This is a genomic window from Amycolatopsis tucumanensis (genome assembly GCF_021654135.1).
GTDB classification, from domain to species: Bacteria; Actinomycetota; Actinomycetes; order Mycobacteriales; family Pseudonocardiaceae; genus Amycolatopsis_E; species Amycolatopsis_E tucumanensis.
This window is the reverse complement of sequence record NZ_JAKGSD010000080.1, coordinates 1-22314: the sequence shown is the minus strand read 5'-3', so window position 1 is coordinate 22314 and position 22314 is coordinate 1. Positions and strand designations below refer to the sequence as shown.

Below are 22314 nucleotides of genomic sequence, written 5' to 3'. Positions count from 1 at the left end.
TCCTCGAAAGTATTGACGGATCGTTCAACAATCCCTAACTTCATGACCTACCTCACTCCCCTTCGATGGATGGACACCGTGATGACCGCTTCGACTGAGCCCACGGACAAGCGCTCACTGCGCCGCGCGTTCGTGGCTAGCCTGTCCGGCACCACTCTGGAGTACTACGACTTCGCGGCCTACTCCGTGGCGGCCGCGACGTTGTTCGGCAAGCTGTTCTTCCCCTCGGGTGACAGCCTCGCCGGCACCATGGCGGCCTTCTCGACCTACGCCGTCGGTTACCTCGCCCGCCCGCTCGGTGGGTTCATCTTCGGCCGCCTCGGCGACAAGCTGGGCCGCAAGCAGGTCCTGGTGTTCACCCTCCTGCTGACCGGTATCGCCACCTTCCTGATCGGCATCCTGCCCACCCACGCGGCGATCGGCGGCTGGGCGGCCGTGCTGCTCGTGGCGCTGCGGTTCGCGCAGGGTGTCGGTGTCGGTGGCGAGTGGGGCGGCGCGGTACTGCTGTCCAGCGAGTTCGGCGATCCGAAGAAGCGCGGTTTCTGGGCCTCGGCGGCCCAGATCGGCCCGCCGGCGGGCAACCTGCTGGCCAACGGTGTGATCGCGCTGCTGGCCGCGGTGATGACCACTGCCGCGTTCGAGTCCTGGGGCTGGCGCATCGCGTTCCTGCTCTCCGGTGTCCTGGTGCTGTTCGGCCTGTGGCTGCGGATGAAGCTGGAGGAGACCCCGGTCTTCAAGAAGATCGCCGAGCAGGGCGAGAAGCCGAAGGCCCCGATCAAGGAGGTCTTCACCCAGGAGCCGCGTGCCCTGATCGCCGGCATCCTGATCCGCATCTGCCCGGACGTCCTGTACTCGCTGTTCACCGTCTTCGTCCTCACCTACATGACCAGCGAGCTGGGCATGAGCCGCAGCCAGGGCCTGACCGCCGTCATGATCGGTTCGGCGTTCCAGCTGTTCCTGATGCCGGCCGCCGGTGCGCTCTCCGACCGCGTCAGCCGCCGCAAGCTCTACGCGATCGGCACCATCGCCGCCGGTGTCTGGCCGTTCCTGTTCTTCCCGCTGGCCGGCACCAAGTCCTACCTGGCGATCGCGGTCGGCATGGTCGTCGCGCTGGCGATCCACGCCCTGCTCTACGGCCCGCAGGCCGCGATGATCACCGAGCAGTTCACCGAGCGGCTGCGCTACACGGGTAGCTCGCTGGCCTACACCCTCGCCGGTGTGGTCGGTGGCGCCGTCGCTCCGCTGATCTTCACCGCCCTGCTCGACGCCTACGACTCCTGGTTCGCCGTGGCGCTCTACGTCCTGGTGACCGCGATCGTGACGGGCATCGGTGTCGCCCTGAGCCGCCGGGCGCCCGAGGAGCAGCCGGTCGTCACCTCGGCCGACACGGTGGAAGTCGCACGATGAGCGCCCCCGCGACCACCGCCACCATCGACCTGAACTGCGACGTGGGCGAAGGGTTCGGCGCCTGGCGGATCGCCGATGACGAAGCCCTGCTGGACGTCGTGACCGGCGCCAACGTGGCCTGCGGCTTCCACGCCGGTGACCCCTCGACCATGCGGCACGTCTGCGAGGCGGCGGTGAAGCGCGGGGTCACCATCGGAGCCCACGTCGGGTACCGGGACCTGGCCGGGTTCGGCCGCCGGTTCCTCGACGTGGACCCCGTCGAACTGATCGACGAAATCCTCTACCAGCTGGGTGCGCTCGACGCACTGGCCGGCGCGTCGGGCGGCGAGATCGCCTACGTCAAGCCGCACGGCGCGCTGTACAACGCCATCGCTACGCACGAGAAGCAGGCGGGCGCGGTGGCCGAGGCGGTGTGGCAGTACGACCCGACGCTGCCCGTGCTCGGGCAGCCCGGGTCCCGATGGCTGGCGCGTGCCGCCGAGGCCGGGCTGACCACCATCGCCGAGGCCTTCGCCGACCGCGGTTACTCGCCCGACGGGCGGCTCCTCCCCCGGCGCGAGCCGGGGGCGGTGCTGACCGACGCGGACGAGGTGGCGCGGCGGTGCGTCCGGCTGGTGCGGGACGGCGAGGTGGTGGCCGTGGACGGCACGGTCATCCCACTCCAGGCGGGTTCGCTGTGCGTGCACAGCGACACCCCGGGCGCGGTGGAACTGGCCACCGCGGCCCGGGCCGCCCTGGTGTCGGCCGGGGTCGAGGTGCGGAGCTTCGCATGAACATCCGGCGATGCGGGGACCAGGCGCTGCTGGTCGACGTCGGCGACACCGGCGGGATCGACGCGGTGCTCGGCCTGTACTCCGCGCTGTCCGACCCTCGTCCCGACGGCGTGACCGAACTGGTGCCTGCGGCGCGCACCCTCCTGGTGCGCTTCGACCCGGCCGTGATCGGCGCCGGCGAGCTGGCGGAGCTGCTGACGGGCACCGAACCGGTGCCCGCCCAGGCGATGCGCGGCGAACTGGTGGAAATTCCCGTGTACTACGACGGCGCCGACCTGGCCGAGGTCGGCAAGCACACCGGCCTCGGCGCGGACGGCGTCGTCGAAATGCACACCGCCGCCGAGTACACGGTGGCGTTCGGCGGGTTCGCGCCCGGTTTCGGTTACCTGACCGGGCTGCACCCGAAACTGCACCTGCCGCGGCGGGCCACGCCGCGGACGCACGTGCCCGCCGGGGCGGTCGCCATCGCCGGTGAGTTCACCGGCATCTACCCGCGGTCCTCGCCGGGTGGCTGGCAGCTGGTCGGCCGGACCGAGGTCCCGCTGTGGGACCCGGCCCGCCGTCCGCCCGCCCTGCTGCGGCCCGGCACCCGCATCCGCTTCCGGGAGGTTCGATGATCGAGGTGGTGCGGCCGGGTCCGCTGACCACGGTGCAGGACCTGGGACGTCCCGGACTGGCCGCCCTGGGGGTCGGCCGGTCCGGGGCGGCCGACCGCCGGTCGGCCGCACTGGCAAACCGGCTCGTCGGCAACCTCGACGGCGCCGCGGTGCTGGAAACCACGTTCGGCGGCCTGGTGCTGCGGTTCCGGCAGGTGGCGCGGGTCGTGGTGACCGGCGCGCCGTGCCCGATCCGGCGGGGCCGCCGCGGTGAGGCGATGAACGCGCCGTTCACCGTCTGGCCAGGCGAGGAGCTGACGCTGGGTGCGCCGACCTCCGGCCTGCGCACCTACGTCGCCGTGCGTGGCGGGATCGGCGTGGACAAGGTGCTGGAGTCCCGCTCGACCGACCTGCTGGCCGGGCTCGGCCCCGCCGCGCTGAGCGAGGGCGACGAGCTGCCGATCGGCGACGACGAGTGCGGCCCGCTGCCCTCGGTCGAGGTCGCGCCGGTGCCCGACCCGGCCGGGTTCGCGTTGACCGTGCGCGTGATGCCCGGCCCACGGGACGACTGGTTCACCGCGGAGGCGCTGAAGACCTTCGCGACGGCGACCTACGAGGTGACCTCGGAGAGCAACCGCGTCGGCGTCCGGCTCACCGGCCCCGTCCTGGAGCGCGCCCGCGAGGGCGAGCTGCTCAGCGAGGGCATGGTGCCGGGCGCGATCCAGGTGCCGCCATCGGGGCTGCCGCTGGTGTTCCTCGCCGACCACCCGGTGACCGGCGGATACCCGGTCATCGGTGTGGTGCTGACCGACGACCTGCCGGTGATGGCCCAGGCGCGGCCTGGGCAGACCGTGTCGTTCCGCCTCGTGTCCGCCGATCTCCCGGCGGCCGCCTGAAAACTCCCGGGAGCCATCCGTCAGGGTGGCTCCCGGGCTCCAAACCTCAGCGCCCGGCGAGTTCCCGCAACGCCGGCAACAGCGCCCGCAGCGCGCGACCGCGGTGCGACGAAGCGTCCTTCTCCGCCGGTTCCATCTCCGCCGACGTGCGGGTCTCCCCCTCCGGCACGAAGATCGGGTCGTAGCCGAACCCGTTGGTGCCGCGCGACTTCCGGATCAGCCGGCCGCGCCATTCGCCGCGCACCACCGTCTCCTCGCCGCCCGGCAGCACCAGCGCCGCCGCGCACACGAAGGCCGCGCCCCGGCGCTCGTCCGGGGTGTCGGTGAGCTGGGCGAGCACCAGGTCCAGGTTCGCCTGGTCGTCGCCGTGCCGTCCGGCCCAGCGGGCGGACAGCACGCCGGGCATCCCGTTCAGCGCGTCCACCGCCAGGCCGGAGTCGTCCGCGATGGCGGGCAGGCCGGTGGCCGCGACGGCGTCCCTGGCCTTGGCTACCGCGTTCTCCTCGAAGGTCGCGCCGGTCTCCGGCGCCTCGGGGAACTCCGGCACGTCGGCGAGACCGACCACCTCCAGCCCCTCGACACCCTCGGCCGCGAGGATGCGGCGCAGCTCGCCGAGCTTCTTGGCGTTGCGGGTGGCCAGCAGGACGCGGCTCACTTCGAGCCCTTCTTCTTGCCCGTAACCGGCTCCGGCAGCTCGTACGGGTACGGCTCGGCCAGCGCCGCCGTCTGCAGCCGGGTCAGCTCCGCGCACCCGGTCTGCGCCAGGTCCAGCATCTTGTCCAAAGTGGAGCGGGTGAAGGTCGCGCCCTCGCCGGTGCCCTGCACCTCGATGAGCGTGCCGGCGTCGGTGGCGACGACGTTCATGTCGACCTCGGCCCGCGAGTCCTCTTCGTAGGGCAGGTCCAGGCGCACACGCCCGTCCACCACGCCGACGCTGACCGCGGACACCATGGCGGAAAGCGGTTGCGGATCAGCCAGGCGCCCCGCCGCCGCGAGCCAGGTGACCGCGTCGGCCAGCGCCACGTAGGCGCCGGTGATCGCGGCCGTGCGGGTGCCGCCGTCGGCCTGGATCACGTCGCAGTCGAGCTGGATCGTGTTCTCGCCGAGCGCGGCCAGGTCGATGCACGCCCGCAGGGAGCGGCCGATCAGCCTGCTGATCTCGTGGGTCCGCCCGCCGATCCGGCCCTTGACCGACTCGCGGTCGCCGCGGTCGTGCGTGGCCGAGGGCAGCATGGCGTACTCGGCGGTCACCCAGCCGAGACCCGATCCGGTCCGCCACCGCGGCACGCCCTCGCTGACGCTCGCCGCGCAGAGCACCTTCGTGTTGCCGAACTCGATGAGCACCGAGCCGGCCGGCCACTGCTGGAATCCCCGCGTGATCTTCACGTCGCGGAGCTGGTCGTCGTTCCTGCCGTCTTTTCGCACCACGCGTGCAGCGTAGAACCCCGCTACTGTGCCTGTTCATGCGCGCCGCCTTCGCGACCCTGCTCGCCTGCCTGCTGTGCCTGACCGCCGCACCCGCCACCGCGTCCACCGCCACTTGCGCGGAGACGCTGACCTGCACCGCCGAGGACATCGACGGGATGACGATCGCGCAGCGCCTGGAGTTCGTGCGCGCGATGTCGGCCGGTCCGGCGGCGGAGGTCGTCCCCGGTTACGCGCCGCGGTGGCGCAACATCGAGGGGGTGCTGGAGTTCTTCGCCGACCGCGGGCTGGGCGCTCCGGGCACCTGGGTGTCCTATGTGGATGCCGGGATTCTGGAGGGCATCGAACGGGGCATCGCGCTGGCCCGCGGGGACAGCACGGACACCTTCGGCAACCCCGGTGCGACCTTGTGGGCGAGCTACCTCACCCGCCTGCGTGACGGGAAGCTGACGGCCCGTTCGGCGCACGACCGCGCGTGGAGCGAGGCCGAGCAGGCCTCGACCGAGTACGGCGTCGCGCTGGCCGAGCGGGTGCACGGCATCGCCGCAACTCCGGTCGAGGAGCGCTTCTACCAGTTCTCCGAGTTCTACCGGTGGACGCTGCGCAGCCGCCCGATGCTGCTCGACCTGCTGACCCCGCCGGTCGGCCCGGGCGACCAGCGGCAGCTGACCTTCCTGGACTGGTTCACCGACGTCACCAACGACGTGCCCGCCCACCGCGGCTCACACCTGGCCTACAACCTCGCCGAGTTCGACGCCCCGGGCGGCACGCTGAACTTCCTGGCCCTGTTCACCGCCTACGCCGACGCGCTGGCCGAGGACTACCTGCCGGTGTAATTCAGCACATGTTGACAAACTCGCGCCCGCGCAGAGAATTCATCGTAAGGTGAATTAGGGGGTGCGTGATGCGGCGCAGACTCTTGACCGGCCTCGGGCTCGTGGCCGTCCTCGCGATCGTGGTCCTGACCCTGCGCGACCGCGTCCCCTCGCCCGCGGAGATCGGCGCCGCGCTCCGCGAGGCGGACCCCGGGTGGCTGGCCGTGGCGGCGGCCGCCGAGTTCGTGTCGATGGGGATGTTCGCCCGCCAGCAGCGGCGGCTGCTCACCGCGTTCGGCGTGACCCTGCAGCGCCGCCGGATCCTGGCCCTGTCCTACAGCCGGTCCGCCATCTCGATCAGCCTGCCCGCCGGTTCGGCGGTGTCCGCCGCCTACGCGTTCCAGCAGTTCCGGGCAGGCGGCGCGGACCGGAAGTCGGCCGCCGCCGTGATGGTGCTCTCCGGCGTGCTGTCGGCGCTGGGGCTGGCGCTGCTCTACGGCACCGGGGCGCTGGCCGCGATCCACCCGGCGGCCGCGGCGGCCCTCGTCGTGGGCGCGGTCCTGCTGGTCACGCTGGTGTCCCGGCAGTCGAGCGCGATCGCGCCCCGGCACTGGCTGCTCGCGCTGGCCGCGGCCACCGCGAACTGGCTCGGCGACCTGGTGTGCCTGATCGCGGCGGCCCGCGCCTTCGGCATCGGCCTCGGTCTGCTCGAACTGGCCACGGTCTACCTCGCGGTGCAGCTCGTGCGGCAGATCCCGCTCACCCCGGGCGGCATCGGCGTCATCGAGGTCAGCCTGCTCACCGGGCTGGTCTCCGCGGGCGCGGCGGAACCGGCGGCCGCCGCGGCGGTGCTCACCTACCGGCTGCTGTCCTGCTGGTTGATCATCCCGATCGGGCTGGCCTGCTGGGCGGCGCTGCGGCGGGCCTCAGACGTCGTAGACCGCGCCCCGCTCGACGAGCGCAGCGCCGGGGAAGACCGCCCTGGCCTCGGCGAGGATGGCGTTCCGGTCGCTCCACGGCGCGACGTGCGTGATGAGCAGGCGCTCCACACCCGCGTCCCGCGCCAGCTCGCCCGCCTGCTTGCCGGACAGGTGCACGCCAGGCGGCCGGTCCGCGGCGTCGGTCCAGGACGCCTCGGCGAGCAGGACGTCGACGTCGCGGACCAGGTCGGCCAGTGCGTCGCAGGGCCCGGTGTCGCCGGTGTAGGCGAGCGTGCGGCCGGCGTGCCGCACCCGTAACCCGAACGCCTCGGTCGGGTGGACCACCGGGATCGCGGTGACCTCGAACGGGCCGATCTTCACCGGATCGCCGGACAGGGCGTGGAACTCGTAGACGTCGGACAGGTCGGTCTCGGCCAGCTCCGCCTCGTTCGGCGCGTACGCCATCGCCAGCCGGACCGGCGCGTTCGCCGGGGCGTGCACCGGGAGCCGGCGCGCGGTGGTGTCGTACGGCGGGGCCGGGTGGTAGCGGCGCAGCACGGTCAGCGCGCTGAAGTCCGCGCAGTGGTCCGGGTGCAGGTGCGACAACACCAGCGCGTCGAGGTCGAAGGGGTCACGCCGCTGCTGCAGCTCGGCGAACACGCCGTTGCCGAACTCGAGGCCGAGCAGGAAACCGTCCGCTTCGAGCAGGTATCCGGACGCGGGCTGGCCCGGGCCGGGAACGCTGCCCGAGCAACCGAGGATCGTCAGTCGCACGGGACAACACCCTGCCAGCTCAGGCGCTGATCGGCGAGAGCACGCCGGGTGCGAATCCCATGAAGCGCTGTGCGAGCCGGACGAACGGCTCCGGCGAGCCGGTCGCGATGAACTCGTGCTGGGGCGGAACGTCCCGTTCGGCCAGCATGTCCTGTTCGGTGAGCACGCGGACGACATCCTTCGCGGTCTCCTCGGCGCTGGACACGAGCGTCACGTCCGGCCCCATGACGATCTGCAGGACCCCGGTCAGCAGCGGGTAGTGCGTGCAGCCGAGCACGAGGGTGTCGACCTCGGCACGCAGCAGCGGTTCGAGGTACCCCTGCGCGAGGCCGAGCACCTGGCGGCCGGACGTGACGCCGCGCTCGACGAAGTCGACGAACCGGGGGCACGCGACGCTGGTGACCGACACGTCGCGCGCCGCGGCGAAGGCGTCCTCGTAGGCGCGGGAGCGGATCGTGCCCTCGGTGCCGATCACGCCGATGCGACCCGTGTGGGTGGCGGCGACGGCCCGGCGCACGGCGGGCAGCACGACCTCGATCACCGGGACGTCGTAGCGCTCGCGTGCGTCCCGCAGGCACGCCGCCGACGCCGTGTTGCACGCGATGACCAGGGCCTTCACCCCGTCCGCGACGAGCTTGTCCAGCGCGGTGAGCGCCAGTTCCCGCGCCCGCGCGATGGGCAGCGGGCCGTACGGGTTGTGCGCGGTGTCCCCGACGTAGCGCAGCTGCTCGGACGGCAGCTGGTTCAGGATCGCGCGGGCGACCGTGAGGCCCCCGACTCCGGAATCGAACACACCGATCGGGGCCTCACGACTGCTCACGGCTTCGAGGGTACCGCCCGCTTCCGGCCCGCCCGCGCGGCGAACCAGGCCGCGAGAACACCGCCGAGCGCGCCGAACAGGTGCGCCTGCCACGAGATGCCGGGCTGGCCGGGCAGCACGCCCCACAGCATCCCGCCCCAGCCGATCAACAGCACCGCGGCGAGCGCGATCTGCCAGAACGCCCGGTTGAACAGCCCGCGGACCAGCAGGTAGGCCAGCCAGCCGAAGGCGAGCCCGGACGCGCCGATGGTGATCGTGCCCGGTTCCGAGGTGAGCCACACCCCGATGCCGCTGACCAGCCAGATCGTCGCCGTGACCAGCGCCCAGCGGGCGATCCCGCTCGCCATCGCGAGGAAGGCGAACACCATGACCGGCAGGGTGTTGGCCAGCAGGTGCGCCCAGCTGCCGTGCAGCAACGGCGCCCACACCACGCCGTCCAGCCCGCCGAGCGAGCGCGGCGCGATGCCCTCCGCGTCGAGCCGGTTGTCCAGCACGACGTCGACGCCCTCGACGAGGTACAGCAGCGCGGTGAACGCGAGCACCACGAGCGCGGCGGTCTTCGGCTTCGCCGGCAGGACGCGCTTCGCCTGGTCGGCCTGGGGTGCGGGCAGCGTGCTCATGACTCCACGGTACGAGCGGCGCTGGTGTGCGGAATCGGGTGAAAACCCTGAATTGACACCGGTATTACCCGGCGGAAACCACGCTCCGTTTCGCTGGGGGCAGGTGACCACCACTGCCTGGAGGAACGCACGTGACGAGCATCTACGAACAGATCGGCGGGCAGGACGCGCTGATCGCCGTGGTCGACGACTTCTACGAGCGGGTGCTCGACGACGCCGAACTGGCTCCCTTCTTCACCGGCACCAACCTGCCGCGCCTGAAGGGCATGCAGGTCGAGTTCTTCGCCGCCGCGCTCGGCGGGCCCGACGAGTACCGGGGCCGGTCGATGAAGGACGTGCACCGCGGCCGCGGCATCGCCCAGCACCACTTCGACCTCGTCGCGAAGCACCTCACCGAGTCGCTGCTGGCCGCCGGGGTGCCGGAGGAGACCACGAACACGATCATCGGCGCGGTCGCGCCACTGTCCGCCGACATCGTCTCCCCCACCGCCTGAACGACGAAAACGCCCCTCTCCCAGCCGGGAGAGGGGCGTTTTCGCGTGGTTCCTAGGCCCAGAGCTGCCCGTCGAGGCGCTCGGCGGCCTCGTCCAGCGTGCCGCTGTACGCGCCGGTCGACAGGTACTTCCACCCGGCGTCGGCGACGATGAACGCGATGTCGGCCTTCTCGCCCTTCGCAGCGACCTTCTCGGCCACTCCCAGCGCGGCGTGCAGCACCGCGCCGGTGGAGATGCCGGCGAAGATGCCCTCGTGCTCCAGCAGCTCACGCGTGCGGCGCAGCGCGTCGTAGGCGCCCACCGAGTAGCGGCCGTTGAGCACGTCCGGGTCGTACAGCTCCGGCACGAACCCCTCGTCGAGGTTGCGCAGCCCGTACACCAGCTCGCCGTACCGCGGTTCGGCGGCGATGATCTGCACGTCCGGCTTCTGCTCGTGCAGGTACCGGCCGACGCCGACCAGCGTGCCCGTGGTGCCGAGGCCACCGACGAAGTGGGTGATCGTCGGCAGGTCCTTCAGCAGCTCCGGCCCGGTCGTGCGGTAGTGCGCGTCCGGATTGGCCGGGTTGCCGTACTGGTAGAGCATCACCCAGTCCGGGTTCTTCTCCGCCAGCTCCTTGGCGCGCCGCACGGCCTCGTTGGAGCCGCCCGCAGCCGGCGAGAACACGATCCGCGCGCCGTAGGCCTGCAGCAGCTGCTTGCGCTCGGCCGAGGTGTTCTCCGGCATCACGCACACCAGGCCGTAACCCTTGAGCTTCGCGGCCATCGCCAGCGAGATGCCGGTGTTGCCCGAGGTCGGTTCGAGGATCGTCGAGCCCCGGCGCAGCCTGCCCTCGCGCTCGGCAGCCTCGATCATGGCCAGCGCGGGCCGGTCCTTGATCGAGCCGGTCGGGTTGCGGTCCTCCAGCTTGGCCCACAGGCGCACGTCGTGCGTCGGGGACAGCCGGGGCAACCCCACCAGCGGCGTGCCGCCGAGGGCTTCGAGCAGCGATTCGTACCGGGCCATGACCTAGCGGGCGCCGCCGGCCACCGCGGGCAGGATGGTGACCGTGTCGCCGTCCTTGACCTCGGCGTCCAGACCGCCGGCGAAGCGCACGTCCTCGTCGTTGACGTAGACGTTGACGAAGCGGTGGAGCTTGTCCTCCTTGACCAGGCGGGCCTTGAGACCACCGTGGCGCGACTCGATGTCGTCGATCACCTCGGCCACGGTCTTGCCGGCCGCCTCGACCGACTTCTGACCACCCGTGTGCGTGCGCAGGATGGTGGGGATGGACACGGTCACGGCCATGGGTAACTACCTCCGCTTGGGTTTCTTCCAGGTCTGACGTCGGGCTGCCCGGCGTTTATTCCGTGATCTCCACGGGCTCTTCGGTGACGACCCCGTCGACGATCCGGTACGACCGGAACTCGTGCGTCTCGGGGTCGCGGGTGGAGACCAGCACGTAGTGCGCGTCGGGCTCGGAGGCGTAGGACACGTCGGTGCGTGACGGGTAGGCCTCGGTCGCGGTGTGCGAGTGGTAGATCACGACCGGGACCTCGTCGTTCGCGTCCATCTCGCGGTAGAGCTTGAGCAGGTCACCGGAGTCGAACTCGTAGAACGTCGGCGAGCGGGCCGCGTTCAGCATGGGGATGAACCGCTCGGGGCGGTCGGAGCCCTCGGGCCCGGCGATCACGCCGCACGCCTCGTCCGGGTGGTCCCGGCGAGCGTGGGCGACGATCTCGTCGACGAGTTCACGGCGGATCCGAAGCACGACGGACATCTTACGTGCCGGACACCGGGGGTTCACAGAGTGAGACTGCGCACGCCAGCGCGACGTCGTCCTGAGCGTGCGCGAGCCACTCGAGCGTGTAGTCCCGCTGGCTGACCGGGAGACGCGCCCAGGCGCGCCGGTCCCGCCACCGGGGGTTCCGCAGGTAGAGGACCTGCGCGTGGCCGAAAGTGATGATCCAGGCCCGCTGCCAGGCCGCATCCAGGGTGAACGCGGTCGCGCCGGTCCACCCGCGCACTACGGCCCGGACCGCGGCGGTCACGCTCTCGCGCATCGCGGCGCCGTGGCGTTCCCGGAACGCCCTGGCCTCGCGGATGAGCAGGTAGGCGTCGGGGAAGAGGTCCTCGTTCCGGAGCCTGCGCCGACCGCGGTAGCCGGTTTCCAGCGCGGTCAGCAGTTCGCCCGCGATCGTGTAGAGGCACTGGCCGACGTTCGGCGACATCTCGACCAGGACCTGGCCGCCGGGGAGCGGCTGAGCGTTCAGGAAGTCCACGTCAGACGCCCTGCACCGTGGCGTGCAGACCGAGCACCTGCAGCTCGGCGACCAGCCCCTCGGCCTGCTCGCGCGCGCTGAACCGGGTGAGCTCGGCCGCCCCCTGGTGATGCACGACGTCGGCGAACTCCATGCCCCGCTCGACGGCGAGCCCGACCACGGTGTGCAGTGCGAAGATCGCCGTCTGGTACGAGTTCACGTCGTCGTTGTGCACGACGACCGCCCAGGCCTTTTCCACGGCCATCAGATCGCTCCGGGACCAGCCGCGTTACTCGAACGCTTCCGGCCACACGTCGCGGTACGCCGGCACGCCCGCCACACCGACGGCGCTCACCAGCCCGTGCACGCACGCCCGCGCGAAGACCCGCGCCGCCGCCGCGCACAGGTCGTCCAGGCCTGCCGCACGTGTGGTCACCCCGAAGGGGCCTTCGGCCGCCGGCAGGTCCCGCGCGCCCGTGGCCAGCGCGAACACCGTGTCGCCGTCGAACATCGAGTGCGCGGGGCGCACCGCGCGGGCCAGGCCGTCCTGCGCCGCGACCGCCAGGCGGCGGCACTCGGCCTTCGACAGGTCCGCGTCGACCGCCACCACGCCGATCGTGGTGTTCAGGTCCGCCTCCCGGCCGGGCACCGACGCCGCCCGCTCCGGCCAGCGCACGCCGAACTCGCCCGCGACCTCGTGATCCGCGGCGAACGGGCGGCCGCTGTCGAACGACACCGCCTCGCCACGCGCGTTGACCACCGCGAGCGCCCCGACCACGAAGTCGCCGACCCGCTCGCTCGCCGTGCCGACCCCGCCCTTCAGCGAGCCGACCGTCGCACCCGCTCCCGCGCCGACGCAGCCCTGCTCGACCGCGGTGCTCGCGGCCTCGCAGGCGGCGTACCCGAAGGAGGCGTCCGGCCGGTTGCCCCACGCCGACCGGGGCAGGTCGAAGATCACCGCGCCCGGCACGATCGGCACCACCTCGTGCGGCTCGACGCCGACCTGGAACCCGCGGTCCCGCTCGGCCAGCCACCGCATCACCCCGTCCGCGGCCGCCAGCCCGTAGGCGCTGCCGCCGGACAGGCAGATCGCGTCGACGTACCGGACCAGGTTCTCCGGTTCCAGCAGGTTCGTCTCGCGCGTGCCGGGCGCACCGCCGCGCTGGTCGACCGCGCCCGTCGTGCCGGGCGGCGCGAGCACGACCGTCGTCCCGGTCGCCCAGCCGTCCCCGATCCGGTGGTGGTGCCCGACCAGCACCCCGGGCACGTCCGTGATCATGCGGTGAGCGCCTGGACCAGGCTTTCCTGCACCCAGGTCAGCCAGTGGTAGACCCCGAGGTGGGGCGAGCGCGGATCGTCCTCCGGCAGCTCGTCGGGCATGTCCTCGGTGACGTCCAGCGCCGTGCCCAGCGCCAGCCGGACGTCGTTGAGTGCGGACAGCCACGCGTCGGCCTGCTCGTAGGTCAGCTTCACGTCGCCGCCGTCGCGCGGCAGGGTCTCCATGACCACCGCGGCGACGCCGACCTTCGCGTCGACCAGCTCGGGCTCGTGCAGCGACCGCAGCGCGCTCGCCGAGTCGAGGACCTCCTGGCTGGGCGTGTCCGGGTCGATCTTGTGGTAGTCCGGCAGCAGGCGGGACAGCACCGGGTCGTCCGGCGACTGCGACGGGCCGGTGCGGATGCCGGTCAGCTCGGCCAGCGGGTCCTGCGGCGCCTCCTCGGCGCGCGCCCGCAGCATGTCCTCGAGCTGGCTCACCAGGCCGCGCAGCACCGCGGCCTCCTGCTGCTCGAACCCGGCGTGGATGCGGCCGCCCTTGCGCTGCCAGCCCCTCACGAAGTGTGCTCCATCGTCGCCCACAGTCCCGCGGCGTGCAGTTTCGTCACGTCCGCCTCGACCTTCTCCTTCGTGCCCGAGGACACCACCGCGCGCCCCTTGTGGTGCACGTCGAGCATCAGCTTGGTGGCGTGGTCGCGGCTGTAGCCGAACAGCTTCTGGAAGACGTACGTCACGTACGACATCAGGTTCACCGGGTCGTTCCAGACGATCGTCTGCCACGGCTGGTCTTCGGCGCCTGCCTCGGTGCCGAGTGGTTCAACCTGCGTCTGTTCGGATGCGACAGGCGTGGTCATGCGCCCCATGGTGTCACGGAACCGGCACGGCGTGGACCGGTGGTGGGTCTGTTCGGGTGATTCGGCCGAACGCGCAAGTACCTCATAGTCTGATCCCATGGGTTTCCCCGAGACGCACGGCAGCACGGCCCTGCTGACCGACCACTACGAGCTCACCATGCTGGGCAGCGCCCTCGCCGACGGCACCGGCGACCGCCAGTGTGTGTTCGAGGTCTTCGCCCGCCGCCTGCCCGCCGGGCGGCGCTACGGCGTGGTCGCCGGCACCGGGCGCGTGCTGGAGGCGATCGCCGACTTCCGGTTCACCGACGCCGAGATCGACCAGCTCGCGGCCACCGCGGTGGTCGACGACGACACCCTGTCGTGGCTGGCGAACTACCGGTTCGGCGGCGACGTCGACGGATATCCCGAGGGCGAGCTGTACTTCCCCGGCTCGCCGATCCTCACCGTTCGGGGGACCTTCGCCGAGGCGGTCCTGCTGGAGACCGTCGCGCTGTCCATCCTCAACCACGACAGCGCGATCGCCTCCGCCGCGGCCCGCATGTCCTCGGCCGCGCACGGCAGGCCGATCATCGAGATGGGCGGCCGCCGCACGCACGAGATGGCCGCGGTCGCCGCCGCGCGCGCCGCCTACATCGGCGGGTTCGCCACCACGTCGAACCTGGAGGCCGGGCGCCGCTACGGCATCCCGACCCGCGGCACCGTGGCGCACGCGTTCATGCTGCTGCACGACAGCGAAGAGGACGCCTTCCGCGCCCAGGTCGAGAAGATGGGCACCGACACCACCCTCCTGGTCGACACCTACGACATCACCCGCGGCATCGAGACCGCGGTGCGCGTGGCGGGCCCGGAGCTGGGCGCGGTCCGCATCGACTCCGGCGACGTCGGCGTGCTGGCCCGCAAGGCGCGCGAGCAGCTCGACTCGCTCGGCGCGAAGGACACCCGGATCGTGGTGTCCGGCGATCTGGACGAGCACGCGATCGCGGCCCTGCGCGCCGAGCCGGTCGACGCCTACGGCGTGGGCACGTCGGTGGTCACCGGGTCCGGCGCGCCGACCGCCGGGATGGTCTACAAGCTGGTCGAGGTCGACGGCCGCCCGGTCGCCAAGCGCAGCGAGAACAAGGCCTCGCGCGGTGGCGAGAAGTCCGCGCTGCGCCGCCACAAGCCGACCGGCACCGCGCTGGAGGAGGTCGTCTACGCGGCCGGCCAGCGCCCCGAGGCCGGGGAGAACGACCGCGAGCTGCCGATCCCGCTGGTGCGCGGCGGCAAGCCGGTCGACGACCTGCCCACGCTGGAGGACAGCCGTCAGCGGCTGCGCGAGGGCCTGGTCAGCCTGCCGTGGGAGGGCCTCAAGCTCTCCAGCGGCGAACCCGCGATCCCCACCGTCTTCCCCCAGGAGGCGTGATGAGCAGGGCACTGATCGTCGTCGACGTGCAGAACGACTTCTGCGAAGGCGGCTCACTCGCCGTCACCGGCGGGGCCGAGGTGGCGGCGAAGATCACCGAGCACCTCGCCCGCGGCGGCTATTCGGCGGTCGCCGCGACCCGCGACTACCACATCGACCCCGGCGCGCACTTCAGCGAGAACCCGGACTACGTGCGGTCGTGGCCGCGGCACTGCGAGGCCGGGACGCCGGGCGCGTCGTTCCACCCCGCGCTCGACGTCGGGCCGATCACGGCGGTGTTCTCGAAGGGCCAGTACAGCGACGGCTACTCCGGGTTCGAGGGCCACACCGACGCCGGTGAGAAGCTCGTCGACTGGTTGCGCGAGCGGCAGATCACCGAGGTCGACGTGGTCGGCATCGCGACGGACCACTGCGTGCGGGCGAGCGCGCTGGACGCGGCGGCGGCCGGGTTCTCGGTGCGGGTCCTGCTGGACCTCACCGCGGGCGTGGCGCGCGAGACCGTGGACAACGCGCTGGAACAGCTGCGGGCCGCGGACGTGGATCTCGTGGGCACCCCGCGGGTCGGCTGATGCGCACCGTCCTGCGGAAGCACAACAACCGCTTCCGGGAGCGGCTGGCGACCGGCCGTGTGGTGGCGATCCTGCGCGCGGACGACCCGTCCTGGTTCGCCGACGCCGGCCAGGTCCTCTACGAGGCGGGGCTCGGCGTGCTGGAGGTCGACCTGGCGACACCGGGCGCGCTGGACGCGATCGGCGTCCTGCAGGCCGAACTGGGGCAGGACGCGTTGATCGGCGCCGGCGGGGTGCGCACGGTCGCCGCGGTGGACCGGTGCGCCGCGGCGGGCGTGGACTTCGTCGCGACGACGGTCTTTTCGCCGGACGTGCTGTGGCGGGCGCAGGAGTACGCGCTGCCCATCGTGTGCGGCGCGCTCACGCCCACGGAGGTGGACGCGGCCTGGCGCTACGGCCCGGCGGCGGTGAAGCTCCACCCGGCGGCCACCGCCGGCGGGGCGCGGTACCTGGAGGAGGTCCAGGCCGCGCTGCCGGAGGTGCCGCTGGTGCCCGCGGGCGGGGTGGAACTGTCCGATGTGGACGCTTACCTGGCGGCGGGCGCTCTCGCGGTCGGCGTCGGATCCCCGCTGCTCGGCGACGCGCTGGACGGCGGCCGCCTCGACGAGCTGGGCAAGCGGGCGTCCCGGCTGGCCGCGACCGCCGACCGCTACGCCTGAGCCGTCAGAGCCCGAACGGCGAGCAGCTCGCGGACCCGACGAGGATGTCGCCGGACGCCGGACCGCCCTGCGGGAACAGCTTGATGTGCATGGCGTTCGTCGTGAGGCTGCCGTCCGCGGGCACCGGCACGACGAGCTCGTTCAACACGACCTCGGCCATCGGCGGCGCCCCCGGCGTCGTGCCCGGAATGGTGATCACGTGGTTCGGCGGGATGTTCTGCGGCACCGTGATACCCGTGACGGTGCCCAGCGACATGTAGCCGTTGCTGCCGTTGGCCGTGGTGTTGCAGCCCGCGCCGAACGTCCTCGCCTTGATCACCGGCCCGCCGAACTGCTGCAGCACACTCGTCTCGAACCGCTGGCCGGTCACCTTCACGCTCGCCGTGCCGTCGGCGTTGCGGGTGCAGGTGGTGCTGCCCAGGCCGTACTTCGTGCGGGTGCCGACGGTGATCGGGTCGGTGCGGCCCTCCGCGGTGGTGTCCACGACGCACGGGGCGATCGGGTCCGCGTGGGCCGACACGCCGTCGACCGTGATGTCGACCGCGCCCACCGAACCGGCGCCGGTCGCTTCGGCCTGCGCCTGCGCGGTCGCCGGCGCGGCCACCACCGCCCCGAACAGGGCTCCCACCGCCGCCATCCGCCTGGCCCGCTTCATGAGCCGCTCCTTTCGCCTGAGGAAATGCCTCCTCGACAATCGGCAGGACCCGCGGCGAGCCTGACCCACCCGCCCGGATGCCACCCGGACGAGTGGATCCCGGACTTGCCGGGAGCGGGGCGGCGGCCCGGTCTTGACGGTGGCCCCCGGTACCGTGTCCTGGTGGCCGTCCGTACTGCGTTCCCCGGTGTCAACGAGCTCCTCACGACCGCTGTCGAGGCGCTCGGCGGTGCGGAGCGCCCGGGGCAGGTCAAGATGGCCGAGGCGGTCGGCCGCGCCATCCGCACCGGCGAGCACCTGGCCGTGCAGGCGGGGACCGGCACCGGGAAGTCCCTGGCGTACCTGGTCCCGGCCATCCGCCACGCGGTCGAGAAGGACACGACGGTGGTCGTGTCGACGGCGACGATCGCGCTGCAGCGCCAGCTCGTCGACCGCGACCTGCCCCGGCTGGCGAAGGCGCTGAAGAAGCCGCTGGGCCGGATGCCGACGTTCGCGATCCTCAAGGGCCGCCGCAACTACCTGTGCCTGCACCGGCTCGACTCCGGCGCGCCGGAGGAGCCGGAGGACCCGGCCCTGTTCGACCCGTTCGCGGTGTCACGGCTGGGCAAGGAGGTCACGCGGCTGCGCGAGTGGGCCTCCGACACCGAGACCGGTGACCGCGACGAGCTGGTGCCCGGCGTGACCGAGCAGGCGTGGCGGCAGGTGTCGGTCACCGCCAAGGAGTGCCTCGGCGTGGCGCGCTGCCCCATCGGCCAGGACTGCTTCGCGGAGCGGGCGCGCGGTGAAGCGGGCAAGGCGGACGTGGTGGTCACCAACCACGCGCTGCTGGCGATCGACGCGCTGCAGGGCTACCAGGTGCTGCCGGAGCACGACCTGGTGATCATCGACGAGGCGCACGAGCTGGTCGACCGCGTCACGTCGGTCGCGACGGGCGAGCTGACGTCGTCGGCGGTCGCGGTGGCCGTGCGGCGCTGCGGGAAGCTGATCGACGCCGACACGGCCGACCGGCTGCAGGAAGCTTCCGAGGGCCTGGCGATGATCCTGGAGGACATGCCGGCCGGGCGGCTGGACACGCTGCCGAAGGCGCTGGGCGGCGCGGTGGCCGCGGTGCGGGACGGCGCGCACGCGTGCCTGAGCGCGCTGGGTTCGGACCGCAAGGAGGACGTCGAGGAGGCCACGGCCCGCAAGCTCGCGCGCTCGCAGCTGGAGGAGGTGCATGACACCGCGGTGCGGCTGCTCGACGCGTTCGCCGAGGACACCGCGCACCAGCGGGACGTGGTGTGGCTGTCCAACGACAAGTTCTCGTTCAGCAGCAGGCCGCCGATGCTGCACGTGGCGCCGCTGTCGGTGGCCGGGTTGTTGCGGGAGCGGGTGTTCGCGCAGAAGACGACGGTGCTGACGTCGGCGACGCTGGCGCTGGGCGGCGCGTTCGACACGCTGGCGCGGCAGTGGGGGCTGCCGCCGTCGCAGGCGCGAGTGGTCGCCGCGGAGGGCATGGCGACGGAGAAGGCGCCGCCCGCGGACGACGACGAGCTGAAGTGGACCGGTCTGGACGTGGGTTCGCCGTTCGACCACCGGCGCAACGGGATCCTCTACATGGCGAAGCACCTGCCGCCGCCGGGCCGCGACGGGCTGGGCGAGAAGACGCTGGACGAGATCGCGTCGCTGATCGAGGCCGCGGGTGGCCGGACGCTGGGCCTGTTCTCGTCGATGCGCGCGGCGAAGCAGGCGACCGAGGAGCTGCGGGACCGGGTCGGCTTCCCGATCCTGTGCCAGGGCGAGGACACCACGTCGCTGCTGGTGACGAAGTTCGCGGAGGACCCGCGGACCTGCTTGTTCGGGACGTTGTCGCTGTGGCAGGGCGTGGACGTGCCGGGGCCGTCGCTGCAGCTGGTGATCGTCGACCGGATCCCGTTCCCCCGCCCGGACGACCCGGTGCAGTCGGCGCGCCAGCGGGCGGTCGAAGCCCGCGGCGGCAACGGTTTCCTGACGGTCGCGGCCACCCACGCGGCGCTGCTGCTGGCGCAGGGCACCGGACGGCTGCACCGCTCAGTCGGCGACAGGGGCGTGGTGGCGGTGCTGGACTCCCGGCTGGCAACGGCCCGCTACGGCGGCTTCCTGCGCTCCTCGCTCCCCCCGTTCTGGCCGACCTACGACCCCGAGGTGGCGAAAGCGGCGCTCAAACGCCTGGACGCGGCCGCCGGCTGACGCCGGGGCTCGCACCGCGCCCACCGACGCGAGCGCCACACCCAGCACCGCGAGCGCCACCCCACCGCCGCGAACCCCGCGCTCAGCGGCGCGCGTCAGCAGCGCGAGTCACCACCCCCGCCGCAAGCGCCGCGCTCGGCGCACCCGAACCATCCCCCGGTGCGGGCCGAGCGCTCACGCGAGGGGCCGCGTCCCACTCGCCAGTCCCCGCCTGCCCTACCGGCGCGAGCAGCCGTCCGCCGGTCTAACCGGCGAACTCCTCCGTCACCGGGATCCCCTTCTTGAGCGTCCGCGACACCGTGCACAACCGATCGATGGCCCGGTCCACCGCGGCCACCAGCTTCTCCCGCTCGTCGTCCGGCAGGGTCGACAGGTCGACGTCGAAGAGCACGTGCACCGCGTCCAGCTCGGACGCGCCCTCGCGTCGGTCGGCGGTCACCGCCACACGCAGCGGCGCGTCGGTCCGGCGCGTGATCAGCTCCTCGGCCGTCACCGCGGCGCACCCGGCCGCCGCGATCTGCAGCAGCTCGGCCGGCGAGAACGACCCGGGCGCGCCCTTCCGCCCGATCCGCACCGACGCGCCTCGCTCGTTGCGCCCGACGAACTCGTGCTCGCCCTCGCGGCGGACGTCCAGGCTCACACGCACTCCTCGATCGGGGTCAACGCCACTGGGCGAGGACCGTGACGGTCCCGGGGTCGACCTCGGTGAACCCGGCGTCCCGCACGGCGACAACCCGCCGCTCGCGCCAGGCCCCCGCAGGGTCGTCACCCGGGTGCAACTGCTTCCACTGGTCCACGGTCGCGGTCCGCACCGCGCACGCGTAGCCACGCTCGCCCCACGCGGCCAGTTCGTCGTCGCCGAGGAGCGACGCGAGGATCATCGTGCCGTGACCGACCTGCGCGGCCGCCTTGCCGACGGTCATCGCGACCTCGGGGTTGAGCAGCAGCAACGGCAGGTCCTCCGGGGCGGGACCGGGCTCGTCGGGCGGCAGGTCGCTGCCCGAGATCTGCAGGCGGCTGATCTCCTTCGGCACGTCGACCACGCGGCCCGGCACCAGCGCGCGGACCTCGGCCCCCTCGACCGACACGGTCACGCCGGGGAAGTCCTGCGCCGCGGCCCAGTGCGCGCCTCGCGCCCGGCGGGCGACCTTCCGGATGTGCCCGGACACCCAGTCGTGCACCGGCTCGTGCCACTCCCCGCCCGGCTGCGCGCGTTCGTCCAGGCAGACGGCGAGTGCCGCCGTGGCGGCGGCTTCGAGCAGCGGGGTGCGCGACGGCGGTTCGGCCTTTTCCAGCCGGAGGATCACCGGCATCGCCCGGACCTCCTCGGGCGCGGCCTCCGGCAGCGCGGTCTCCGGCAGCGCGGTCTCCTCCGCGGGCAACCCGAGCCAGGTGGCGTACCGGGCGGCCAGCGGGTCGAGAACGCTCATGGCCGGGCGAGCGAGAGGCCGTCGGCCGCGTCGGCGGCCTCGACCTCCGCGCGGCTGACGCCGAGCACGAACAGCACGGCGTCGAGGTACGGGTGGGACAACGCGGTGTCGGCGACCTCGCGCAGCGCGGGCTTCGCGTTGAACGCGACCCCCATGCCGGCCGCCTTGAGCATGTCGATGTCGTTGGCGCCGTCACCGACCGCCACGCACTGGGCGAGCGGGATGCCGTAGTGGTCGGCGAACCGGCGCAGCGCCGTCGCCTTCCCGGCCCGGTCGATGATCTCGCCGACGACCCGGCCGGTGAGCTTGCCGCCGACGACCTCCAGCTCGTTGGCCGCGACGAAGTCGAGCCCGAGCTGGTCGGCGATCGGCTGGATGATCCGTGTGAACCCGCCGGACACGACACCGCAGCGGAACCCGAGCCGCTTGAGCGTCCGGACGGTGGTGCGCGCGCCCGGGGTCAGCTGGATCTGGTCGCCCACCTCGTCGAGCACCGACTCGGGCAGCCCGGCCAGCAGGCCCACCCGCCGTTCGAGCGACTCGGTGAAGTTCAGCTCGCCACGCATGGCGGCCTCGGTGATCTCGCGGACCTTCGGCTCGACCCCGGCGTGCGCGGCCAGCATCTCGATGACCTCACCCTGGATGAGGGTCGAGTCCACGTCGAACACGATCAGGCGCTTGGCCCGCCGCGCGAGCCCGCCGCGCTCGATGGCGATGTCCACGCCGCCGGCGGACGCGACATCGGCGACCGCGGCCCGCAGCTCGGTGTCGGCCTGCTCGGTGTCCTCGGCGACCGACAGGTGCACCTCGAGCCCGGTGACCGGGTAGTCGGCGATGCGCCGGATCGCGTCGATGTTGGCCCCGAGCGCGGCCAGCCTGCCCGCGAAGTCGGTGAACGCGCGGGCGGTCAGCGGCCGCCCGAGGATCACGGCGACGTGCGTCGAGCCCTGCCGGGCGGGGGCGAACGGGTCTTCCCCGATCTCGTCCCCGATCCGGACGTCGACGTGCATGGCCACGCTGGCCATCGCCTGCTCGACGGACTCCTGCAGGCCCTCCGGGTCGTCGGCCACCGCGACCAGCACACCAAGGGTGAGCCGGCCGCGGATGACGACCTGTTCGACGTCGAGCATCTCGACGCCGTGCCGCGTGAGGGCGGCGAAGAGCACCGACGTGACGCCCGGCTTGTCCGGACCGGTCGTCGTGATCAGCACTGGCGTCATGGTCTCGTTCCTACCCGGACGCCGCGGATCACTGCTCGCTCGCGTTGTCCTTGTCGTGGTCGCCCGGGATGACCGCGTCGGTGAGGGCCTGCGACGGGGCCTTGACCCCGGCGTGGACCTTCGGCTTGCCGAAGAAGCCGATCTCACCCTCGTGGTGCATCCGCTCGACCATGTGCGGGTAGTGCAGCTCGAACGCCGGGCGCTCGGAACGGATCCGGGGCAGCTCGGTGAAGTTGTGCCGCGGCGGCGGGCACGAGGTGGCCC

General features: G+C 72.5%; 27 protein-coding genes and 2 pseudogenes. 11 read left to right on the top strand and 18 right to left on the bottom strand.

Annotated elements, in window-relative coordinates:
* The first annotated feature begins 69 nt into the window (after window positions 1-69).
* From L2C96_RS41220 to L2C96_RS41205, 4 genes are read left to right on the top strand one after another with little or no spacing between them, the layout of a single operon-like run.
* Window positions 70-1407 (top strand): MFS transporter, encoded by a 1338-nt coding sequence (locus tag L2C96_RS41220; RefSeq protein ID WP_020422449.1) that lies wholly within the window; start codon window positions 70-72, stop codon window positions 1405-1407.
* Window positions 1404-2180, top strand: a complete 777-nt coding sequence (locus L2C96_RS41215; protein ID WP_020422448.1) for a LamB/YcsF family protein — start codon at window positions 1404-1406, stop codon at window positions 2178-2180. The genes L2C96_RS41220 and L2C96_RS41215 overlap by 4 nt, the downstream gene beginning before the upstream one ends.
* Window positions 2177-2797: a 5-oxoprolinase subunit PxpB gene (gene pxpB / locus L2C96_RS41210; protein ID WP_020422447.1), complete on the top strand. Its 621-nt coding sequence runs from the start codon at window positions 2177-2179 to the stop codon at window positions 2795-2797. Before L2C96_RS41215 ends, pxpB begins: the two co-directional genes overlap by 4 nt.
* The gene (locus L2C96_RS41205; RefSeq protein ID WP_027931981.1) at window positions 2794-3672 is read left to right on the top strand and encodes a 5-oxoprolinase subunit C family protein; all 879 of its coding nucleotides are present in this window, start codon (window positions 2794-2796) and stop codon (window positions 3670-3672) included. Before pxpB ends, L2C96_RS41205 begins: the two co-directional genes overlap by 4 nt.
* A 46-nt stretch (window positions 3673-3718) precedes the next feature.
* On the opposite strand, the gene rdgB is transcribed toward L2C96_RS41205, so the two are convergent.
* On the bottom strand, window positions 3719-4327 hold the full coding sequence (gene rdgB / locus L2C96_RS41200) for an RdgB/HAM1 family non-canonical purine NTP pyrophosphatase (RefSeq protein WP_020422445.1): 609 nt from the start codon (window positions 4325-4327) through the stop codon (window positions 3719-3721).
* Window positions 4324-5100, bottom strand: a complete 777-nt coding sequence (gene rph, locus L2C96_RS41195) for a ribonuclease PH (RefSeq protein ID WP_020422444.1) — start codon at window positions 5098-5100, stop codon at window positions 4324-4326. Before rph ends, rdgB begins: the two co-directional genes overlap by 4 nt.
* Window positions 5101-5135: 35 nt before the next feature.
* Here rph and L2C96_RS41190 point away from each other — a divergent pair, with 35 nt between their 5' ends.
* Together L2C96_RS41190 and L2C96_RS41185 are read left to right on the top strand one after the other, a co-directional pair.
* Window positions 5136-5933 (top strand): hypothetical protein, encoded by a 798-nt coding sequence (locus L2C96_RS41190; RefSeq protein WP_237339958.1) that lies wholly within the window; start codon window positions 5136-5138, stop codon window positions 5931-5933.
* Between the two features lie 68 nt (window positions 5934-6001).
* Window positions 6002-6814, top strand: a pseudogene (locus tag L2C96_RS41185) (lysylphosphatidylglycerol synthase transmembrane domain-containing protein); the annotation flags it as partial.
* A gap of 24 nt (window positions 6815-6838) precedes the next feature.
* Here the strand turns inward: L2C96_RS41185 and L2C96_RS41180 are convergent.
* The 3 genes from L2C96_RS41180 to L2C96_RS41170 are packed head-to-tail and all read right to left on the bottom strand — an operon-like array spanning window position 6839 to window position 9046.
* Window positions 6839-7606 (bottom strand): MBL fold metallo-hydrolase, encoded by a 768-nt coding sequence (locus L2C96_RS41180; protein WP_237339957.1) that lies wholly within the window; start codon window positions 7604-7606, stop codon window positions 6839-6841.
* 19 nt (window positions 7607-7625) lie between these two features.
* Window positions 7626-8426 carry a glutamate racemase gene (gene murI / locus L2C96_RS41175; protein ID WP_020422440.1) on the bottom strand — a complete coding sequence of 267 codons (801 nt, stop codon included), beginning with the start codon at window positions 8424-8426 and terminating at the stop codon, window positions 7626-7628.
* A complete protein-coding gene (locus L2C96_RS41170) occupies window positions 8423-9046 on the bottom strand; it encodes a rhomboid family intramembrane serine protease (RefSeq protein WP_020422439.1) in 624 nt (207 codons plus the stop codon). Before L2C96_RS41170 ends, murI begins: the two co-directional genes overlap by 4 nt.
* A 131-nt stretch (window positions 9047-9177) precedes the next feature.
* Between L2C96_RS41170 and L2C96_RS41165 the strand changes: the two genes are divergently transcribed.
* Window positions 9178-9540, top strand: a complete 363-nt coding sequence (locus L2C96_RS41165; RefSeq protein WP_020422438.1) for a group I truncated hemoglobin — start codon at window positions 9178-9180, stop codon at window positions 9538-9540.
* A 52-nt stretch (window positions 9541-9592) separates the two neighbouring features.
* Here the strand turns inward: L2C96_RS41165 and L2C96_RS41160 are convergent, their stop codons facing one another.
* From L2C96_RS41160 to clpS, 8 genes are read right to left on the bottom strand one after another with little or no spacing between them, the layout of a single operon-like run.
* Complete coding sequence (locus tag L2C96_RS41160; protein ID WP_237339956.1) at window positions 9593-10543, bottom strand: PLP-dependent cysteine synthase family protein; 951 nt, start codon at window positions 10541-10543, stop codon at window positions 9593-9595.
* A 3-nt stretch (window positions 10544-10546) separates the two neighbouring features.
* Complete coding sequence (locus L2C96_RS41155; RefSeq protein ID WP_017987368.1) at window positions 10547-10825, bottom strand: MoaD/ThiS family protein; 279 nt, start codon at window positions 10823-10825, stop codon at window positions 10547-10549.
* Between the two features lie 55 nt (window positions 10826-10880).
* On the bottom strand, window positions 10881-11297 hold the full coding sequence (locus L2C96_RS41150) for a M67 family metallopeptidase (protein ID WP_017987367.1): 417 nt from the start codon (window positions 11295-11297) through the stop codon (window positions 10881-10883).
* 1 nt (window position 11298) lies between these two features.
* On the bottom strand, window positions 11299-11799 hold the full coding sequence (locus L2C96_RS41145; protein WP_020422436.1) for a hypothetical protein: 501 nt from the start codon (window positions 11797-11799) through the stop codon (window positions 11299-11301).
* 1 nt (window position 11800) lies between these two features.
* Window positions 11801-12043 (bottom strand): ATP-dependent Clp protease adaptor ClpS, encoded by a 243-nt coding sequence (locus L2C96_RS41140; RefSeq protein ID WP_237339955.1) that lies wholly within the window; start codon window positions 12041-12043, stop codon window positions 11801-11803.
* Window positions 12044-12067: 24 nt separating this feature from the next.
* Window positions 12068-13057 (bottom strand): P1 family peptidase, encoded by a 990-nt coding sequence (locus L2C96_RS41135; RefSeq protein WP_020422434.1) that lies wholly within the window; start codon window positions 13055-13057, stop codon window positions 12068-12070.
* Complete coding sequence (locus L2C96_RS41130; RefSeq protein WP_020422433.1) at window positions 13054-13611, bottom strand: DUF2017 domain-containing protein; 558 nt, start codon at window positions 13609-13611, stop codon at window positions 13054-13056. Before L2C96_RS41130 ends, L2C96_RS41135 begins: the two co-directional genes overlap by 4 nt.
* On the bottom strand, window positions 13608-13907 hold the full coding sequence (gene clpS / locus L2C96_RS41125; RefSeq protein ID WP_017987362.1) for an ATP-dependent Clp protease adapter ClpS: 300 nt from the start codon (window positions 13905-13907) through the stop codon (window positions 13608-13610). The genes L2C96_RS41130 and clpS overlap by 4 nt, the downstream gene beginning before the upstream one ends.
* Window positions 13908-14004: 97 nt before the next feature.
* On the opposite strand from clpS, the gene L2C96_RS41120 reads away from it, so the two are divergent.
* Genes L2C96_RS41120 through L2C96_RS41110 form a run of 3 tightly spaced genes read left to right on the top strand, consistent with a single transcriptional unit; the run spans window position 14005 to window position 16537 of the window.
* The gene (locus tag L2C96_RS41120; RefSeq protein WP_020422432.1) at window positions 14005-15309 is read left to right on the top strand and encodes a nicotinate phosphoribosyltransferase; all 1305 of its coding nucleotides are present in this window, start codon (window positions 14005-14007) and stop codon (window positions 15307-15309) included.
* Window positions 15309-15878 (top strand): isochorismatase family protein, encoded by a 570-nt coding sequence (locus L2C96_RS41115; protein ID WP_020422431.1) that lies wholly within the window; start codon window positions 15309-15311, stop codon window positions 15876-15878. Before L2C96_RS41120 ends, L2C96_RS41115 begins: the two co-directional genes overlap by 1 nt.
* Window positions 15878-16537 carry a bifunctional 4-hydroxy-2-oxoglutarate aldolase/2-dehydro-3-deoxy-phosphogluconate aldolase gene (locus L2C96_RS41110; protein ID WP_237339954.1) on the top strand — a complete coding sequence of 220 codons (660 nt, stop codon included), beginning with the start codon at window positions 15878-15880 and terminating at the stop codon, window positions 16535-16537. Before L2C96_RS41115 ends, L2C96_RS41110 begins: the two co-directional genes overlap by 1 nt.
* 4 nt (window positions 16538-16541) lie before the next feature.
* Here the strand turns inward: L2C96_RS41110 and L2C96_RS41105 are convergent, their stop codons facing one another.
* Window positions 16542-17192, bottom strand: coding sequence for a choice-of-anchor P family protein (locus L2C96_RS41105; protein ID WP_237339953.1), 651 nt, complete (start codon window positions 17190-17192; stop codon window positions 16542-16544).
* 162 nt (window positions 17193-17354) lie between these two features.
* Between L2C96_RS41105 and L2C96_RS41100 the strand changes: the two genes are divergently transcribed.
* Window positions 17355-19400: an ATP-dependent DNA helicase gene (locus L2C96_RS41100; RefSeq protein WP_237339952.1), complete on the top strand. Its 2046-nt coding sequence runs from the start codon at window positions 17355-17357 to the stop codon at window positions 19398-19400.
* A 244-nt stretch (window positions 19401-19644) separates the two neighbouring features.
* Here the strand turns inward: L2C96_RS41100 and L2C96_RS41095 are convergent, their stop codons facing one another.
* The 4 genes and pseudogenes from L2C96_RS41095 to L2C96_RS41080 form a co-directional block, all read right to left on the bottom strand.
* Window positions 19645-20040, bottom strand: a complete 396-nt coding sequence (locus L2C96_RS41095) for an OsmC family protein (protein ID WP_237339951.1) — start codon at window positions 20038-20040, stop codon at window positions 19645-19647.
* A 19-nt stretch (window positions 20041-20059) separates the two neighbouring features.
* Window positions 20060-20830, bottom strand: coding sequence for a peptidyl-tRNA hydrolase (locus L2C96_RS41090; protein ID WP_237339950.1), 771 nt, complete (start codon window positions 20828-20830; stop codon window positions 20060-20062).
* Window positions 20827-22050 (bottom strand): phosphoserine phosphatase SerB, encoded by a 1224-nt coding sequence (gene serB, locus L2C96_RS41085; RefSeq protein ID WP_039791952.1) that lies wholly within the window; start codon window positions 22048-22050, stop codon window positions 20827-20829. Before serB ends, L2C96_RS41090 begins: the two co-directional genes overlap by 4 nt.
* A 28-nt stretch (window positions 22051-22078) precedes the next feature.
* Window positions 22079-22314, bottom strand: a pseudogene (locus L2C96_RS41080) (cytochrome ubiquinol oxidase subunit I); the annotation flags it as partial.